18 protein-coding genes and 1 tRNA gene are annotated in these 18,847 nt (G+C 39.2%); 12 read left to right on the top strand and 7 right to left on the bottom strand.

The genetic code is table 11. The annotated features are described in order from the left end of the window. The first annotated feature begins 5 nt into the window (after positions 1-5). The 8 genes from DPC56_RS03980 to glnA all read left to right on the top strand — a co-directional run bounded on the left by DPC56_RS03980 (position 6) and on the right by glnA (position 5,996). Positions 6-764 (top strand): 4Fe-4S binding protein, encoded by a 759-nt coding sequence (locus DPC56_RS03980; protein WP_112093780.1) that lies wholly within the window; start codon positions 6-8, stop codon positions 762-764. After that, positions 754-1,389 carry a CBS domain-containing protein gene (locus DPC56_RS03975; protein WP_112093779.1) on the top strand — a complete coding sequence of 212 codons (636 nt, stop codon included), beginning with the start codon at positions 754-756 and terminating at the stop codon, positions 1,387-1,389. The genes DPC56_RS03980 and DPC56_RS03975 overlap by 11 nt, the downstream gene beginning before the upstream one ends. Positions 1,390-1,583: 194 nt before the next feature. Further along, the gene (gene cbiM, locus DPC56_RS03970) at positions 1,584-2,237 is read left to right on the top strand and encodes a cobalt transporter CbiM (RefSeq protein WP_112093778.1); all 654 of its coding nucleotides are present in this window, start codon (positions 1,584-1,586) and stop codon (positions 2,235-2,237) included. Continuing rightward, positions 2,234-2,518 (top strand): PDGLE domain-containing protein, encoded by a 285-nt coding sequence (locus DPC56_RS03965; protein WP_112093777.1) that lies wholly within the window; start codon positions 2,234-2,236, stop codon positions 2,516-2,518. Before cbiM ends, DPC56_RS03965 begins: the two co-directional genes overlap by 4 nt. 39 nt (positions 2,519-2,557) lie before the next feature. Continuing rightward, entirely contained in the window at positions 2,558-3,343 is a 786-nt protein-coding gene (gene cbiQ / locus DPC56_RS03960; protein ID WP_112093776.1) for a cobalt ECF transporter T component CbiQ, read from the top strand. A gap of 274 nt (positions 3,344-3,617) precedes the next feature. Next, a tRNA-Met gene (locus tag DPC56_RS03955) sits at positions 3,618-3,726 on the top strand. A 134-nt stretch (positions 3,727-3,860) separates the two neighbouring features. Continuing rightward, entirely contained in the window at positions 3,861-4,613 is a 753-nt protein-coding gene (locus DPC56_RS03950) for a HesA/MoeB/ThiF family protein (protein ID WP_112093775.1), read from the top strand. A gap of 54 nt (positions 4,614-4,667) precedes the next feature. Beyond that, positions 4,668-5,996, top strand: coding sequence for a type I glutamate--ammonia ligase (gene glnA / locus DPC56_RS03945; RefSeq protein ID WP_112093774.1), 1,329 nt, complete (start codon positions 4,668-4,670; stop codon positions 5,994-5,996). A 22-nt stretch (positions 5,997-6,018) separates the two neighbouring features. Here the strand turns inward: glnA and DPC56_RS03940 are convergent, their stop codons facing one another. The 3 genes from DPC56_RS03940 to DPC56_RS03930 are packed head-to-tail and all read right to left on the bottom strand — an operon-like array spanning position 6,019 to position 9,142. Next, positions 6,019-7,143 (bottom strand): ABC transporter permease, encoded by a 1,125-nt coding sequence (locus tag DPC56_RS03940; protein WP_112093773.1) that lies wholly within the window; start codon positions 7,141-7,143, stop codon positions 6,019-6,021. After that, a complete protein-coding gene (locus DPC56_RS03935; protein ID WP_112093772.1) occupies positions 7,140-8,243 on the bottom strand; it encodes an ABC transporter permease in 1,104 nt (367 codons plus the stop codon). The genes DPC56_RS03940 and DPC56_RS03935 overlap by 4 nt, the downstream gene beginning before the upstream one ends. Continuing rightward, entirely contained in the window at positions 8,240-9,142 is a 903-nt protein-coding gene (locus tag DPC56_RS03930) for an ABC transporter ATP-binding protein (RefSeq protein WP_112093771.1), read from the bottom strand. The genes DPC56_RS03935 and DPC56_RS03930 overlap by 4 nt, the downstream gene beginning before the upstream one ends. 77 nt (positions 9,143-9,219) lie before the next feature. Between DPC56_RS03930 and DPC56_RS03925 the strand changes: the two genes are divergently transcribed. Next, entirely contained in the window at positions 9,220-10,434 is a 1,215-nt protein-coding gene (locus tag DPC56_RS03925) for a molybdopterin molybdotransferase MoeA (RefSeq protein ID WP_112093770.1), read from the top strand. A gap of 12 nt (positions 10,435-10,446) precedes the next feature. Further along, complete coding sequence (locus DPC56_RS03920) at positions 10,447-11,604, top strand: site-2 protease family protein (RefSeq protein ID WP_112093769.1); 1,158 nt, start codon at positions 10,447-10,449, stop codon at positions 11,602-11,604. 26 nt (positions 11,605-11,630) lie between these two features. Here the strand turns inward: DPC56_RS03920 and DPC56_RS03915 are convergent, their stop codons facing one another. The 4 genes from DPC56_RS03915 to DPC56_RS03900 all read right to left on the bottom strand — a co-directional run bounded on the left by DPC56_RS03915 (position 11,631) and on the right by DPC56_RS03900 (position 14,307). After that, on the bottom strand, positions 11,631-11,915 hold the full coding sequence (locus tag DPC56_RS03915) for an Hsp20/alpha crystallin family protein (RefSeq protein WP_181454382.1): 285 nt from the start codon (positions 11,913-11,915) through the stop codon (positions 11,631-11,633). Positions 11,916-11,929: 14 nt separating this feature from the next. Then, the gene (locus tag DPC56_RS03910; protein WP_112093767.1) at positions 11,930-12,241 is read right to left on the bottom strand and encodes a 4Fe-4S dicluster domain-containing protein; all 312 of its coding nucleotides are present in this window, start codon (positions 12,239-12,241) and stop codon (positions 11,930-11,932) included. A 4-nt stretch (positions 12,242-12,245) separates the two neighbouring features. Next, positions 12,246-12,962, bottom strand: coding sequence for a DUF169 domain-containing protein (locus tag DPC56_RS03905; protein WP_112093766.1), 717 nt, complete (start codon positions 12,960-12,962; stop codon positions 12,246-12,248). 718 nt (positions 12,963-13,680) lie between these two features. Further along, positions 13,681-14,307, bottom strand: a complete 627-nt coding sequence (locus tag DPC56_RS03900; RefSeq protein WP_112093765.1) for a cobalt-precorrin-7 (C(5))-methyltransferase — start codon at positions 14,305-14,307, stop codon at positions 13,681-13,683. 113 nt (positions 14,308-14,420) lie between these two features. Here DPC56_RS03900 and DPC56_RS03895 point away from each other — a divergent pair, with 113 nt between their 5' ends. Next, on the top strand, positions 14,421-15,608 hold the full coding sequence (locus DPC56_RS03895; RefSeq protein ID WP_112093930.1) for a redox-regulated ATPase YchF: 1,188 nt from the start codon (positions 14,421-14,423) through the stop codon (positions 15,606-15,608). Positions 15,609-15,643: 35 nt separating this feature from the next. Next, positions 15,644-18,361, top strand: a complete 2,718-nt coding sequence (locus DPC56_RS03890) for a cation-translocating P-type ATPase (RefSeq protein WP_112093764.1) — start codon at positions 15,644-15,646, stop codon at positions 18,359-18,361. Positions 18,362-18,847: the final 486 nt, after the last annotated feature.

The following is an 18,847-nucleotide window of genomic DNA, read 5'->3' as shown; positions in this document are numbered from 1 at the left end:
TAAGAATGGACATAATCTTTAAAAAAAGTAAAGACGCGCTTAAAGAAGACTTACAGGGGAGATACATGGAATTAGAGGCCGTGGAAGGCCAAGGTTTAGATGTTGGAAAATGTGAAATGAAGGGTAAATTCATAACAATCTCCCCAGAATGTATAAGATGTAACCTATGCGCCGAAGAATGTCCAGTGGACGCCATGGCCGATGCAAAATCCACTAGACAGGCTAAAGTGCTTGAAAATTGTGTGAAATGTGAAATATGCGCCCAGACTTGTCCTATAAGATGCATAAATGTGGTTGAGAGCACAGCAACAATAGACGAAGATGTGAAATACCACCTCAAAGACTTGAAAATACCCCACAGAATCCTGAGAATGAAAAACATCAAAATAGACAGTGAAAGATGTAAAGGTTGCGGTACATGCATCAGATTCTGCCCAACAGAAGCTATAAGACTCGAAGATGAAACCGCAACCATAGATACCAGTATATGTATCGGTTGCGGAGCTTGTGCAAATGTATGTGAAGAAGGCGCGATAAAACTTGAAAGAGAACTCGGACCCGTAATAAAAACGAAAGAACTTCTAATAGACCGAGAAGCTTGTGTTGCATGTCAAATATGTGAGGAAAATTGTCCAACAGAAGCTATAAGACTCGAAGACGAGGAACTCATATTCTTAGAGGATAAATGCATATTATGTGAAGTATGCTCTACTAAATGCCCCGTAGGCGCACTAAAATTAAAGAGGTTATCCTATGAAAGTTAAAGAGCTTATGGATAAGAAATTCATAGTAGTAGGCCCAGATGAAGATCTAGATGAAGTATCAGAAAAAATGGAAACACATAAAAGATTCACCATACCTGTAGTAGACGAGAAAAGGAGACTTATAGGATGGATAACATCCCTCAATGTCATCAGGGGCCTTAGGGAGGGTAAAAAGAGGGTGTCAGAGATTATGCACATACCAGAGGAGATTATACACGTACATGAAAATGACCCTGCAAGATTAGCAGTCTTGGAAATCTCAAAACATAAGGTTGTTAACCTGCCTGTATTAGATGATGAAGGTGTCATTGTCGGGATTGTAAGAGCATTGGATATAGTGAAAACACTTTCTAGTTTATATGAGATCAAGGTTTACAAGATCTTTGAAGCCATGTCACAAGAGTTAAAGGGTATAAGTTGGGATGAGCTCATGGAAGCTGCTGCTATAATCACAAGAAGGAGAACAGGAGAAAGGATAACAGCAGAAGAATACGAGGAAAGGATAAAAAAATCAACATTTGGAGAGGCGATTTGGGCGACTGGCGGGCTTGAAAAATTCTTCGTTGGACTTATAGCAATTGGAGAGTTAGTCATAGCTAGAAAGGTTGCAAGGGCTAGGAAATAAACTCATACAATCTACAAGTTACCTATTTTTTCCAAGTTTGAATCATTTATTGCTTGTCCTCTATTCTTTTTTTAGGAAACAAAAAATTGTTATTACCCTCTATATAAATAATACAATCTAGAGTAATACTAGGGGTAATGTTTATATTATATAATGTATATGATAATATCAGAAGAATTAGGAGGTAAGATAGCTTGCATATACCCGATGGTTTCATACCACTTTCCCAGTGCGTCGTCTACTGGATAATAGCACTCGTAGCTTTGTATTTTAGTATTAGATGGGCCGGCAAAAAACTCGATGAAAAGCGAATCCCCCTTTTCGCCGTTTTAGCAGCTGGTATATTCGCGATACAAGCAATGAACGTCCCAATCCCATGGGGTACAAGTGGACACATGGTCGGCGCAGCACTCATTGCCATAATATTCGCAAGTCCATGGGCAGCAGTCCTATTATTATCCATCGTACTTATACTACAAGGTCTAATATTTGGAGACGGTGGAATAACAGCATTAGGGGCTAACATCCTCAACATGGGCATCATCGGAGGATTCGTAGGATACTACCTATTCAAGGGTACAAAGGGCCTAGGAGAAATACCCGCAGTTTTCATAGCAGCATGGGCTTCAATATTCTTGGCAGCTATAGCATGTGCGATAGAAATGTGGATCGCAGGAACATTCCCACTAGATAAAGGACTTGCAATGATGGGATTATACCATGCAGTCATAGGGATCATAGAAGGAGTCCTAACCGTAGTAATAGTACTAGCAGTTCAAAGCGCTCGTCCCGACCTATTCTCATTTAAAGAGTGGGGAAAAGAAAAGGCCGAGGTGTTATCTAAATGAAGAGTCGAGACAAGAAACTAATTGTTGGTGGGGTTATCATAGCCCTCATCATAGCAGTACTAGCACCATTCCTAGCATCTTCAAACCCTGACGGATTAGAAAGTACAGCAGAAAAGGTCATGCCAAATCCAGAGACCGAACCAGTCATAAAATCACCCCTGCCTGATTATACCATACCAGGGCTCGGTAAGGAAGGGGAAGTACTTTCATTAGTCCTTGGCACAATAATAGTTCTAATCATAGCTTATGGGATAAGTGTGGCGCTTAAAACTGGGAAATAACCACCCCCTCCCCCCTTTTTTATTTTTTGAGGTCCTTTTATGGAAAATCTTATAAGCATAGAAAAGGAAACCCTGAAAGAAAGTCCTATCCATAATCTTGATGGGCGCATAAAAATAATAATAAGTCTAATCATAATAGTCTATGCAGTGAGCGCCTCTGATCCCCTCATCCTTTTTATAATGGAGGCTTATCTTCTACTTTTACTATTATTCTCTAGGATACCATTATCTTACACATTAAAGAGACTATTTTTGATATTACCATTTGGAGGTTTCATCGCCTTATTCCAATTATTTATAAAGGCTGGTGACATTATCTGGACCGGACCCCTTGGGGTTCATGTGACAATGCAAGGACTCCTATTCGGCATATTATTATTTGCGAAGATAACTGTTAGCATAACAGCGATAATCCTACTCTCTTCAACAACAACAATGCAGGAGCTTACAAATTCAATGAGGGGAATCGGGATACCACACACATTTATCATGCTTCTCAATCTAACTGTAAGGTATCTGTTCTTTTTCTATGATGAACTTGAGAGGATAAAAAATGCCCAAAAGACCCGATGCTTCGATATATGGAACAAGAACACTGAATACTCATGGAGACTGAAAAAGATAGGGGAAACCATTGCAATGATATTCCTACGTGCTTATGAACAGGGCGAAAAGACTTATCTAAGCATGCTAAGCCGCGGATATTCCCAAGAAAGCCAAATGTACCAAAAAAAATCTCCACTAAAAAGAGCTGACATTCTGTTCATGGTCCTAAATATATCCTTCATAATATTACTCTATTACATCCAAAACTTCCAATTATAAAATTTGTAGGGAAGAACTTCCTACCGGGCATGTGCCGAAAAATATTTATAACATAAAAAATGATAATATGACTTGTCACCCCCTAAATAGTTCTAGAAGCCTACAAAAGGGTTCTAGAAGCCAATACTTACTTCAAAGTCCGCTTATGAGAAAAAAAGCCAGCTTCACATGAAATTTACCATTCAATAGCCAATACTGATATTCAAAGATGTCACTTCTAATTAACAATGAATAATTTTCACTGGATAAAATATTGGTTTTTTTGTAGGCAAAAGCCGGGGTGGCTCAGCTGGTTAGAGCGCACGGCTCATAGGGTAGAATAACTTGCTCTAACCCTTACCTGGGATACCGTGAGGTCGCGGGTTCGAACCCCGCCCCCGGCATAAACTTAAAGCTATCATTCTTCTTTTCTTCAAATGCTTTGATAAATTTTTATAGTAATAGTAAACTAAAGGATAATCATCCTATGATTCTCAGAGATTCCCCCCCATTCATGGGAGGATTAAAGGTGGCATAGATGCCAAGAAGATATGAGGGCTTAACCTATTGGGAGATAATAACTAGACAGATGGGTTTTCTGAAAAAGAATGAACAGTTAAAGCTAAATAAGGGTAGGGTTGCAGTAATTGGATGTGGGGGTATTGGCGGCGCCGCCATTGAAATGCTAGTTAGAATGGGTGTAGGATCACTATCTATCGTAGATAAGGACACCTTCAGCATATCTAATATCAACAGGCAGTTAATGAGTAATTTTCATAATATTGGAAAGCCAAAGGTAACCGTTACCCAAGAAAGGATATGGAAGATAAACCCATTCATTGAAATCGAGACTTTTAATTGTGAAGTTAATGAGGACAATGTAAATACAATCATAGAAAATAGTGATGTTGTGATTGACGCCATGGATAACATCATATCAAGGATCATAGTTAGTAGAGAGTGTAAAAGATCCAAAATACCATTTGTACACGGGGCCGTGCATGCTTCAATGGGCCAAGTGACCGTATTTGGAGATAGGACACCATCCTATGAGGAAGTTTTTAAATTACCTTCAAAGGGTCTTAGATTAACAGATGAAGTTAAAGAGAAAGTTCAGCGCTTAGAAGGTGAAATTCCGCCAGTTATAGGGCCGGTGCCGAATATTGTTGGTTGTATAGAATCATTTGAGGCTTTAAAGCTTTTAACGGGTAAGGGTAGTGTTATATGGGCTCCCAAACTTTTAACCTTTGACCTTTTAAAGGATGACCCCTTTAAGATTGTGGAATTATAACAAAGTATATATAACACTAGGAGGAAATATACTTCCGGTCAATGGAGGTATTCTATGGATGATAAAATCGAAAAAATCATGGAAAAAGTAGAAGAATGCGACATAAAATTCGTCAGACTACAATTCGTAGACATACACGGGGCAGCCAAAAACATGGCCATCCCCCTAATTAGAGCAGACCAACTAGAAGACATAATGAAAGAGGGCATATTATTCGACGGGTCTTCAATCGAAGGCTTCGTAGACATAAACGAAAGCGACCTCGTGTTAAAACCAGAACTAGAAACATTCTCCACACTACCTTGGAGACCAGAGGAAAAAGGTGTATGCAGATTCATATGCGACGTATACTGGCCAGATGGCAAACCATTCGAAGGCGATCCAAGATACGCCCTAAAAAGAGTCCTATCGAAATACGAGAAATTAGGATATGAATATAATGTGGGTCCAGAACCAGAATTTTTCATACTCGATTATGACGATGAAGGGAACATAATACCCCTTGACACAGGCGCGTACTTCGATGTTGAACCAATAGACCAAGGAACAGACTTCAGAAGAAAACTAGTAATGGACTTGGAAGCCTTAGGCTTTGACATTGAAGTAAGCCACCATGAAGTGGCCCCAGGACAACACGAGATCGACTTCAAATTCGACAACGCCTTAAAAACTGCAGATGCTGTTATAACATTCAAACAGGCTATAAAAGCAATAGTAGATAAGATGGGTTACCTTGTAACCTTCATGCCAAAACCATTCTTCGGAGAAAATGGAAGTGGCATGCACTGCCACCAATCACTCTTCAAAGATGGTGAAAACATATTCTACGATCCCGACACTCCCACACAATTATCAGAAACGGCAATGTACTTTATAGGGGGTCTGTTAGAGCATTCCAGAGCATTATCTGCAATATGTGCACCGACAGTCAATTCATATAAGAGATTAGTCCCAGGATATGAAGCCCCTGTGTATATTGCCTATGGTTTCAAAAACAGGTCAACACTTATAAGAATACCTGCATCCCGTGGCAAAGGTACCCGAGTCGAATTCAGAGCACCCGATCCATCATGCAATCCCTATCTTGCATTCGCTGCCATGTTAGAGGCTGGAATGGATGGTGTGAAGAATAAAATAGACCCTGGAGAACCAGTTGAATTCGATGTATTCAAACTAAACCTAAAAGAACTTGAAGAGAGAGGTATAGAAACGTTACCATCAAGTCTGTGGGAAGCATACCATGCACTTGAAGAAGATGATGTCATAAAATCAGCCATTGGAGACCATATCTATGAAAAATTCATGGAAATAAAACATAAAGAATGGGACGAATACAGAATCCAAGTATTCAAATACGAAATAGAAAAGTACCTCAACATCTAACCCCACCACCATTCCACCTTTTTTATAATCTTATTAAGCCTTCCCTTTTGAATGAAAGAGTGGAAAAAATAAATACCAAAAGGGAAAAGATCAAAGAAGGTATCATATCCCAGATAACTCCTCCAACAGATTGACTGGTTGAAAGTTTCACTAATATTACAGTTGGTATAAAATCTAGGAAGGGTCCTAGGAAACCCACATCCATAAAAAGTGGCACAAAAAGTATAAATGTTGCAATGAAAAGTATGATGGTTATCGCGGAATTAGCCTCCTTCGTACTGTCAACCAAACTCGAAACAAACACTCCAACACCCGCAAATCCAAAGGCCATGAAAAGGACCAGCAAAACAATCAAAGGCAAATTATAAAGTGGGACATGGAGCAAACACAAGATAATAATCCATGCCAAACTCTGTAGAATAGAAAATAAAACTACAGGGATTATCTTACCAATTATTATCATGGATGGTGATAGAGGTGCCATAAGAAGCACTTCAAAGGTCTTCCTCTCCTTTTCACCAACAATACTATCAGTAACGATATTACTACCAAGGAAGAAAGGTAAAAAAAGTATAAAAGGTACCATGAAACCATACATAATCCCAACAAAATACGGACTTTCAAGGGCGACCTCCACATGCCTCTCCTCGTTCATCTCAACTATACTAAGCCTAATAGGCTCCTTAACCTTGCTTATTTCCTCACTTGGAAGATTATCAAGGCTCTTCTCTATATTATATGATTCCGCTGCCCTTCGTATCTTCTCAGATAATATAGTGTAGAATATGCTCCCAGCATCTATGTTCACCCTAACATTCCCATCCTCACCCAGATATACCGTAGCTGATGTTTCCGAACCAAGTGCCCTATTCGCGCTTTGAAGATCACTATAATAGACAAGTTTCAAATTTTCTTCCTTCAAATTTTTTTCAAGGATCGTCCCCTTTATATCTTCAGGTGCGCCAACCTTCAAGAATTGACCTCCACCCCACTTATCTATTAACCCTGGGTCTAATGCAATTGAGCTTACACTGGCAAGGGCGAAACTTCCAAGTAGTATAATAACCTGTACAATCACGAGGAATACATAGACCCTATTCGTGAGGATATCATATGCCTCCTTTCTTGATAATGCCACCAATTTCATAGAAAACCCCTTAATAGCCTTAAAACACCTGGACGGGGACCGAATATTATATCATCCTTTTCAAAAAGCCACACCGCCAAACCATAAAAGATCACACTACTAAAAATCAAAATCGAAACCGTTGATACCATATCAAATATTGTTATATTTTCTAAACTTAGAAGCTTTATTATGAGAATTAAGGGGCCTAAACCACTCTTCTGGGAAATATATGCAAGTGCTGGGACTATAAGAAAACCTATAATAATTATATAAGCTAATGTTATACCTATACCAGCTTCCTTGTAATTCTTGGAATAAACAGCAACCAAACTTGTAAATCCCACAACTGGGAATGCGGTTAGAAGAAGAACCAAATATATGATGAGGGCGTTAGGTATTCTAAACCCAACCCATATTATAATCATCCATATAAGTAATTGAACGCCCATTATTATTATAACTGCAAGAGATTTTCCCAGTATAATATGACTCCGGGGGATTGGCATTGCAATAAGTGATTCCCCCGTTTTCCTTTCTTTCTCTCCCGTGATACTGTCAATGATAAGATTCCCAAACATAAACAAAGGCAGGATTAGGAGTATCGCAACCATCACCTTATTCACAAGTTTTAATGGCAGTGACTCACCCACAGCTTCTTCTTTAACATTAACTTGTTCCTTTTTCATGGATGTTATGATCTGGTTGGCTATTTTCCTTGAGGACCTTTCAACCGCACTTTCCACCTCCTCTTTTACAACATTTCTCATTGGAGTTGAATAATCTAGGAATAAGCTTGCATTCAATGGTAGTCCATTGTATTCATCCACAAGTAAAAGTGAATTTTCTCTTGGGGATCTTATACTTGTAGGGTGTATCATAACAGCCTTGGGGTTGAGTTCATCTCTGATGATCCCAGAGGGGTCATTAACATCCAAGGATACGAATTCACCTAGTGAAGGGGTTAATGTGATTTCCTCAGTTGTGTTCATCATCTGGAGTACGCCACTAAAAATGAATATTATTAAGAATAATGTGACTATCTGGAATATGAAGATGAAGAGGAATTTGCGGCTTTTGAATGTGCTTTTGATCTCCCATTTTGTTATAGTCCACATCATGAACCCTTAACCATTTCTATGAAAACATCATCCAGGCTAGTTTCCCTTGTATTCACAGAATAAACATTCTCCCCCAAAATTCCTATAATAGTTGGGATAATACTCCTATTTTTAAATGAAATCTCGAGCCTATTCCCATCCAATCTTATATTCTTCACACCCTCCACTTCTAGAAGGTTTATGTCAACTCTACTAGGGTCGATGAGACTTATCTCCAATGTCAGATCGCCTTTTATCTTCGATTTAAGCTCCCGGGGCGTGCCCACATCTAATATTCTCCCCTGATTCAAAATAGCGACCCTGTCACAGAGGTAGTCAGCTTCTTCCATGTAATGAGTGCAGAGTATCATAGTCTTATCACCTTTGAGTTCCCTTATAAATTCCCTTATAGAAGCTGCTGTGGCCGGGTCGAGGCCCATTGTAGGCTCATCCAATATGAGGATAGGAGGATCATGTACAAGCGCCCTAGCTATCCCAATACGCTGTCTCAACCCCTTAGAGAACGTGTTTATAGGATCATTCGCCCTGTCCTCCATGCCCACAAGTTCCAATAATTCATTAACCCTATCATCGAGAACATCCCCTGGAACCCCATATAATTCACCAAAGTATTTGAGAAGATCTCTTGCTGTGAACCGTTCATAGAGGTTCGGCTCCTCCGGGAGATAGCCTATCATAGACTTAACCTTAATAGGATCATGTGTGACATCTAATCCAGCTACTCTAACCTTACCCTTATCAGGATGTAAAATACAAGCAATTATCCTGATGGCAGTGGTTTTACCAGCCCCATTAGGGCCTATAATACCCAATAACTCGCCCTCATCCACATGGAAACTGATATCATCCAATGCTATTATCTTTCCGAAACTTTTTCTAAGAGATTCCACTTCTATCATGTCAATCTAAACTCTCTGATTTCCACCTAAAAATTATATTCATTAATAAAATATTAATATGATAGGAGAGGATCTTCATGTTTATAAGTGAACTTTTACCAGTGAAAGAAGCCTTCAGATTATTAGATGAAAACCAAAGGCTCACCAGTGAGGAGACCATCGATCTTATCGATGCCCATGGCCGTGTGAACTCTAGGAGATTAATTTCAAAGTTGGATTCACCACCCTTTGATAAGGCTGCCATGGATGGTTATGCTATAAAGGCAAAGGACACATTCCAGGCCAGGGCGGATAATCCTATAACTTTAAAGGTTATAGATTCAATTGGTGCGGGTAAGGTTTCAAATGTTAAACTTAAAGAAGGGGAGGCTGTTAAGATAGCCACTGGCGCCCCAATACCTGAAGGTGCAGATGCTGTGGTCATGGAAGAATACACTTACAAAATAGGGGATAAAATCGAGGTTTTACAGCCCACTAGTCCAGGTGAAAACATCGCGCCAAGAGGAGAGGATGTAAAAGCTGGTGAAACCATACTGGAACCAGGAACTGTTATGCGCCCCCAAGAACTTGCAATCACAGCATCCGCAGGCTATGATACCATTGAAGTTTATAAAAAACCTAGAGTTAAGATTATCATCACAGGCGATGAACTCGTGGAACCCGGGACAAAACCAAGACCAGGAAATATAATAAATTCTAATAAGTATACTCTTAAGGCGCTTGTTGAAAGTGCAAAGGCATCACCGACTGTTGAACATTCACCAGACAATCCTAGAGTGTTGGAGGAAAAGATCGAAGAGAACATTCAAGGATATGATATGATAATAACAACTGGTGGAACCGCCATTAGCAAAGGCGATATCGTAGTGGATACAGTTGACAAGCTTGGCCGGGTCATCTTCCATGGAGTTGCAATGAGACCAGGAAAACCACTAGCTTTTGGTCTGGTAGAGGATAAGCCCGTGTTCATGCTCTCAGGGTATCCTGTGGCTGCTATGGTACAATTTGACATTTTCGTAAGATATTATCTGTTAAGGATGCAGAATATCAACTATGAGCATCAGCTAGTTGAGAGGATATGTCAACGTAAAACCCCATCCAAGCTTGGGCGGACAGATTACATACGTGCATTTACAGATAATAAAATAGTCGAACCGATACTTATAAGTGGGTCGGGGATCATAAAATCAATGGTAAAATCAAACAGTTATATTGTGATAGAAGAAAACAGCGAAGGAATAGATAAAAACTCAAAGTGCAATGTACTCTTATTCAATTCATTCAAAATCTAAGGTGTAAGGGTTATGGATATTCTATTATTCTATGGGATCGTTTTTGTACTCATATGGACTTTAGCATTATTATTCAGGAAAAAATTAAAGATTGAAGTTTATGGACCCCTCCTCATGCGCAAAACAAAGAGGATGAGATGTCTTATTGATAGGATAGCCCAAAGGTATTCTAGATTCTGGAAATGGAGCGTGAATATAGGCATTCCCATAGCCTTCTTTTTCATGTTCTACATGTTATATGCCATCATAGCATCCCTCAAGGACATTTTCGTGCAACCACAAGCATCTTTAATCGTCCCAGGAGTGGATATCCCAGGAAGCCCCCTATTCGTCCCATTATCATATGGACTGATAGGACTAGTAATCGTAATAATAGTGCATGAATTTGCACATGGGATACTGGCAAGGGTCGAAGGGGTGAAAATAAAATCCATTGGCCTACTCTTACTTGCAATAATACCAGGGGCTTTCGTAGAACCAGATGAAGATGATATTAAAAAGTTAAAGAGGCTCCCAAGGCTGAGAATATACGCAGCAGGATCCATCGCAAACCTTATAATAGCATTTTTATGCCTACTCGTATTTGTTGGCATTTCATCCTATGCCGTGCCCTCAACCTTTGAGATAGATGGCGTGCAAATAAAAAGTGTGGTACCAGGGAGTCCAGCCAGTCACGTGCTAAAAGATGGTATGGTGATAAAAAGTATCAATGGCAAGCCTACTAATAATCTGACCAATTATGAGAAGGTTTTAAAGGATATAAAGATTGGGGAAGTTATAACAATACAAACAGATCAAGGTATCTTCAATTTAAAGACCTCAAGAAACCCAAATAATGCAAGCAGACCCTATATTGGTATAAGAAGCACTAATAACTTTGAAGTGAAGGAGCCCATAAAATCGATATGGGGAGATGAAATCCCAACTTTACTCCTCTACCTCCAAGATTTGTTCTTCTGGATTTCAATACTCAATTTCGCAGTGGGGACGGTGAATCTACTACCTGCAAAGCCACTCGACGGGGGTCTAATGTTCGAGGAACTTTTAAAATCCAAACTACCCAATAATTTAGTAGATCATATTGTAAGTTCTGTTTCAGTATTCGTCATCTTAGTATTGGCAATTAGCATAATATGGGGCACAGGCCGGGGCATCCTACTAATGTTCTAAAAAAAGAAAGAAATTAATTGACCAATTTATCTGATTTCGATTTTACGGCCTTCAAGCGGCTCTTTTAACCCTATTTTTATAGTTAGTAGTCCGTTCTCGAATTTAGCCTTCACATCTTCTGGGTTTACTCTATGGGCGAGCGCCCAGCAACCACTGTATCTGAAATTTGCGCCTTTTGCATTTAAACAGAATCCTTGTTCTGTGATTTCAAGGTTTATATTCTCTTTTTTAACTCCTGGCAGCTCTATTGTTATATTGTATTTGCCTTTGGAATGGGTTATGTAAGCTGCTGGGATATATGTAAGTTTCATCATTTTGCCTTCCTTTATTCTTGGGGCTCTAATTTACCTTCTTTTTTGAGTTCTTTTTTGACTTTTGCCCAGATACCATGTTCCTCGTAGAATTCACGGAGTTTTTGCTTGTCTGGGAAGCTTATTGCTTCTCCTTGACAAAGTGTTTCGCAGGTTGTGCAACCAACAACACATTTGTAAGGTTGTGCAACCACTGGCCCGTCCTTGGTCCATTTATAAACATTTTGTCCGCAATTCATGCACATTCCACATTTCAGGCATTTTTCAGGGTCTATGGTAGGATACCATTCTATTTCTTCCCGTGGAACACCTGCAAACCATGCCATGCTATCATCTCCTTTCAAGCGATTTAAAAGCTTTTTTTGCTCTGGCCCGTGGTATGGCCTTTTCTTTTAAATATTCTAATTTTTCAACTATCCTGGGGAGTATTTTTCCTGGAAAGCCTAGTATGGCTTCTTCTGTTTTGATGTCTGTTGCTTCTCTGCATCCGTAGCATCCATAGGTCATGTTAAGTTTTGATTCTAGGAAGGGGATTATTGTCGAATCCACACAGACTGCTTGGAGAACTGCTGTGGAGCTTCTTATCCTTTCACCGCCTAGAAGATTTAGGTATGCTAGGGCTATCCACATGAGTCTTTCTGGAAGATCTTCTACAATGACCACATTGGGTCCTTCATCAACTTTATCGAGGGGGTAAAGATATATTGCATTACAGAATCCCCTTTTTAACTTTTTCATGCCCTGGAACATTTTAGCGCCTGTATCTGGTTTATCAACTATCCCGAAACCAACGAGTCCACGGCCTTCCTCGAGTTTCTTTGGGAGTTCCTTGAATCCGAATACATGTGCTGCTGCCGGACAAGAAATTTCATCTCCTGGGAGCAATACTTCTTCTCCTTTTCTTGCTTTCATGACACCTTGACAATATCTGTGTTTTTTCAATACCTTAGCATTCTCTGGCATCTTATCTTTGATGAATTTAACACCTACTGGTGATGCTTCTAATCCAAGGATAGTACGAAGTCTAGTAGCATCTTCACATACCATAAACTAACTTATAATTTTATACATTTAAATATTTTGATATAATACTCAGTCAAAAAAATAAGATAACAAAGTAAAGTATAATTTCATGTTTCAATGAAAAATTCTACTCGCGTGGGAGACAAAGCATATCAGTAGCTGATGAAAGCTCTCACTTTCCAAGATTATCCAATTACCTTAAAGATAATCATAGCCCACTTAAGAAAGGGGATGCCCCCATCAAGCCAAGCGAATTCCTATCCATTCAAAGGGATATCTGCCAAATAATGGTTCAGTAAACAAAAAAAGTCTTCTACCCTCCATGAGAATATGGTAGACATATACAGAGTGGAACTGACTCGCAAGTCTACTTTTATTGGATTTTACAGAACATTCAACACCAACTGAATAAGAAAAAGGCCATAGAAGTGGTTGAAAATGAGTTCAAAAGACTCAAGTTTCTATTATTTAGTGGAAAATCGCTCTAAACATTCAAATACAAGGCAAGACTATTATTCGCTTTTCAAATTAAAAGGTAGACCATCTAAAAACTAGCCCTCCAACATTGAAGTCACAAAAAACTAGGATGTCAATCGAGCAAATTTTTAAATTAGGGAAAAATCCATCTTTTTTGCTCTGAAGAGTTGAACGAAGAAAATCAGAGAGAGTCAAAAATAGGACGTTTGTTAATTGTCGAACCAAATCTAAAAAAATGAAAGAGATAATTGAAATTGGATGTCTCCTAATATATCACCATGACACACATGTAACTGAACTTTGAATTTTTAACATCTTTTAGTTTTATTCTCATGACTCGTTCATCAGGGTAACTTAGCCTTTCACATATTGCAACTTTTCTCTGGGGATCTACGCCGTTTTTTATTAGGAATGATGCTGTTTCACTAGGATTTTTTGATGGTAATATGATTGTGGGTCTTCCATTGTCAATGACTTTGAGTATTCCATCATCTTTTCTTCCATGTAATGTTAAGATATCTGCATTGTTCCATGGTAGTAATAGTCGGGCCGCGCACAATTGGATTGAACTGATACCAGGGATAACTTGAACATCAACTTCTATATCAAGTTTTTTCATGATTTCATTAACTGGATTTAAGACGCCTGAAAATCCAGGATCCCCTGTTGAAATGATTGAAACCGTCTCGCCTTTAGAAGCTCTTTTAACAGCCTCTTCTAATCTTTCCTTGACATTTTCACCATTAAGTGTTATCTTTTCCTTTTTTTCATCAAATAATTTTAGGACTCTTTCACTTCCAACGACTAGGTCAGATTTTTTAACCGCTTTTTTCGCTGCTGGTGTTACAAAATCTGGTGATCCTGGCCCGGCCCCCACAAGATATAGTACCACTGAAGAAATCCTCCCTTTAATTTTTCATGTGCTAATTTTATATTTAAGCACACATCTTATATTATTTAGGTAAGGGGAAAATAGTTTGGATGAATTTTTTAGTGTGTGGTATGATGATAGAGATTGGGATTACAGGAAAACCTAATGTAGGTAAATCTTCGTTTTTTAATGCAGCTACTCTTTCAAAAGCAGAAGTTGCATCATATCCTTTCACTACTATAGATTCGAACAGGGGAGTGGCATATGTAACTTCACAGTGCCCATGTAAAGAATTCAATATAAAATGTAATCCTAAAAATTCCATTTGTGAAGATGGTGTTCGTTTCATACCCGTCGAACTTATAGATGTTGCTGGTCTCGTTCCAGGAGCCCATGAGGGTAGGGGACTTGGGAATAAGTTCCTTGATGATCTAAGACAAGCTAGTGTTTTTCTCCATGTGGTAGATGCTTCTGGTTCTACCGATGAAGAAGGGAGACCAGTAGAACCGGGGAGTTATGATCCCATCAAGGATGTTGAATTTCTCGAAAAAGAAATTCTTATGTGGCTTTATGGTATAATAGGTAAAAACTGGGATCGATTGATTAGAAAGGCAACCTCTGAGAAGATCGACATGGCAAAGGTTATCTATGAACAACTTTCAGGTGTAGGTGTGAGTGTTGAGGATGTTATCGAAGCTTCAAGAAAGGTTGGAAAAGACTACCATTCATGGAGTAACGAAGATTTGCTTGTATTCGTGGACGAACTTCTCAAAATCGCGAAACCCAGTCTTATAGTTGCAAATAAGGCCGACATGGCATCTGCACGGGAGAACATAGAAAGATTAAAGGAGAAGTATCCTAATGTTGTCCCAACATCTGCAGAGGCTGAATTGGCACTGAAAAGAGCTGCCAAGGCTGGTCTAATAGACTATACGCCAGGTGATGGTGATTTCAAGATATTAGATGAGGGTAAACTCACCAAAAAGCAATTAAGTGCACTTGAATACATAAGAGAAAATGTTTTAAAAGTTTATGGGAGTACAGGTATACAAGAAGCCCTTAACAGGGCAGTGTTCGACCTACTTGACATGATAGTAGTCTACCCAGTAGAGGACGAACATAAATTATCAGACAAAGAAGGTAACATATTACCAGACGCATTTCTCATCCCCAGAGGCTCTAAACCCCGTGACCTCGCATATTTAATACATACTGAAATAGGAGATTCTTTCATGCATGCAATAGATGCCCGGAAAAAAATGAGAATAGCCTCAGACTACAAACTCCAAGATAGAGATATAATAACCATAATATGCAAATAAACCCATAAATAAGAGATGCATTTCAAGTGAAAAATATGAAAATATATCAATTACCTGAAGAAGAAGTCCTAAAAAAATTAAAAACAACAAAAAATGGTCTAAGCCATTCAGAGGCCGAAAAACGCCTAAAAAAATATGGGCCCAACAAATTAAAAGAAGTTAAAAAGAAACCTATTATATTCAATTTCCTAGAGAACCTATACAATATCCTAGCCCTGATTTTATGGGCTGCTAGTTTCCTTGCCTTTATATCAGGCACTCCACAGTTAGGAGTTGCCATAATCTCCGTTATTATCATCAATGCCATTTTCAGCTTCTGGCAAGAATATGAAGCCGAAAAAGCAGCCGAGGCCCTTAAAGAGATTCTACCCTTAAAAGCAAAGGTTATAAGGGACGGTGAAGAATTCGAAACATTGGCCGAGAACATTGTCCCAGGAGACCTTTTAATCCTAGAAGAAGGGGATAATGTACCAGCAGATGCTAGGCTCATCGAAGCACACGAACTAAAAGTTGACAATTCAACACTAACCGGAGAATCCAAGCCAGTGCGAAAAGTATCCCATCCAGTAGAAGAATATGACAATTATGTCGAAACACCCAACCTAATATTTGCTGGTACAAGCATAACCGCGGGTTCCGGCAAAGCAATAGTATACCGCACCGGTGAAAATACAGAATTTAGTAAAATAGCCGAATTAACACAAGAAGTTAAAGAAGAACCAAGTCCCTTGCAAAAACAAATAGCAGGTGTTGCAAGGATAATAGCAATCATCGCAATCATAATGGGCATAATACTATTCATAGTCAACCTCTACATTATAAGGTTACCACCTAGTTTAGCATTTATTTTCGCAATCGGGCTAATGGTGGCTAACGTGCCCGAAGGATTGCTTCCAACTGTTACATTGTCCCTCGCGACTTCTGCTCGCAAAATGGTAAAAGATAACGCTCTCATAAAAAGATTATCCAGTGTCGAAACCCTTGGCTCCACCACCATAATATGCACAGATAAAACAGGCACATTAACCCGTAATGAGATGACAGTACGCAAAGTATGGGTACCCTACAAGATAATCGATGTAACAGGAACAGGCTATGAACCGAAAGGAAAATTTATATGGGATGGTAAATCCCTCACCCACAAGGATATGCGCGAAATAAAACTGCTTATGAGGGCAGCATCATTCTGTAATGACGCTAAACTAATACAAGATGGTGGTGAATGGCACATTATAGGAGATCCTACAGAAGCTGCGTTACTAGTAGCCGCCAAGAAGATAGGCTTTGACCGCGACCAAGAAATGAAGAAGATTCCAAGAATAACAGAACTCCCATTTGACTCCAAGAGGAAAATGATGACATCAATACACCAGAAACCTCATAAAAAAGTCGCATATGTGAAAGGCGCCCCAAAAAGAATAATCTCTCTCTCAAAATGGATATCAGTTGATGGAAAACCAGAACCACTAACCACCGAAAAAAGAAAAGAAATATTAAAAATCCATGACGAACTCGCATCTCAAGGCTTCAGAATGCTTGCAATGGCCTACAGAGACCTTCCAGACCAACTAGAAGATTACAAACCAGATAATGTCGAAAAAGATCTTATACTAGTAGGGATGACAGCACTCCAAGACCCTCCACGTGAAAATGTTAAAGAAGCTGTTAGAGAATGTCAAAGGGCAGGTATCAAGATAATCATGATAACCGGCGATTATGGTCTAACAGCAGCAGCAATAGCAAAGGAGATAGGGATAATCCCAGATGAAAACTACCATATAATAAAAGGGAAAGAATTGGACAAAATGTCAGATGACGAACTTAGAGATCTCCTAAAAAGAGAAAGTAATATAATATTCGCAAGAACCGTCCCAGGACATAAAATGCGCATAGCAAAGGTCCTAGAAGGCGAAGGAGAAGTAGTAGCAATGACAGGAGACGGAGTTAACGACGCCCCAGCCCTTAAAAAAGCCGATATAGGTGTTGCGATGGGAAGCGGGACTGACGTGGCCAAAGAAGCTGCTGACATGGTTTTAATAGATGATAACTTCGCCACTATAGTAAAAGCGGTTAAAGAGGGACGGACCATCTACGAGAACATTAGAAAATTTATAACCTACATTTTTTCACATGAAACCGCTGAAATAGTACCATTCATCCTAATGGTCTTGCTTGGAATACCACTCCCAATTACTGTAATGCAAATACTTGCAATAGACCTTGGAACAGACACTTTACCCGCACTGGCACTCGGCAGAAGCCCCCCTGAAGCCGATGTTATGGACAAACCTCCAAGACCACCCCATGAACGACTCCTGAATCTACCAGTTATACTCCGCGGATACTTGTTCATCGGGGCTATAGAGGCCATTCTTGTAATGTCAGGCTACTTTTGGGTGCTCTATAACGGTGGCTGGACACTGGGAAAACCATTAGCCTTTACTAACCCGTTATACCTTAAGGCCACTACAATGGTTTTCGCGGGTATAGTCATGGCCCAGGTAGGTAATCTTTTAACATGTCAGACTATGAAATCATCAGTTTTTGAAATAGGCTTATTCAAGAATCGTTGGATAATCTGGGGAATACTATTCGAGCTTATAATATTATTATCCATAGTTTATGTTCCTCAACTCCAGCCTATTTTTGGAACCGCACCCCTCGGATTCAATGAATGGGCATACTTAATGTCATTCATCCCCATAGTTTTTATAGCAGATGAAGCCCGAAAGGCAGTTTCCCGACATTTATAATTCATGAGAAAGATCACCTTTGGGCAAGATGTTCATATGTCATTTTTTTAGCCAATTTTTGCTATTGTGCACCCCCATGACAAAAATAGCAACAATTGAAGAGGGTAATAATAAGGATGAGAACATGAAAGTGTAAAACATCTGATATAGGGAGCTAAGGGATTATAGGAAGGTTTATCGAAGGTCTTCGTAAACGCTTTTTGCTTGTCGTATTTTTTATTTTAGCCATTTTCTTTTAAAATTGTTTATGAAAAGGACTATTTAATTTTTTTCTTGTTGAAAAACCCCCATAGAACAGTAACCTTTATATACTTGTTTTGTTTTATAGGGGGATTATGGTGTTATCATGAAGAGAGTATTATATTTGGGTGTTTTCTTGGCATTTTTACTAGTGCTGGTCAACAGCGCCTCAGCAGCCCAATTAACATACAATGAAGTTTCAAACGCTTCAAAAATAATAGCTGACAAAGCGTCAAAAACAGGCCA

This window comes from Methanothermobacter tenebrarum, assembly GCF_003264935.1.
Taxonomy (GTDB): domain Archaea; phylum Methanobacteriota; class Methanobacteria; order Methanobacteriales; family DSM-23052; genus Methanothermobacter_A; species Methanothermobacter_A tenebrarum_A.
Note: the sequence above shows the minus strand (reverse complement) of the source record. Positions and strands in the feature narration are given on the sequence as shown.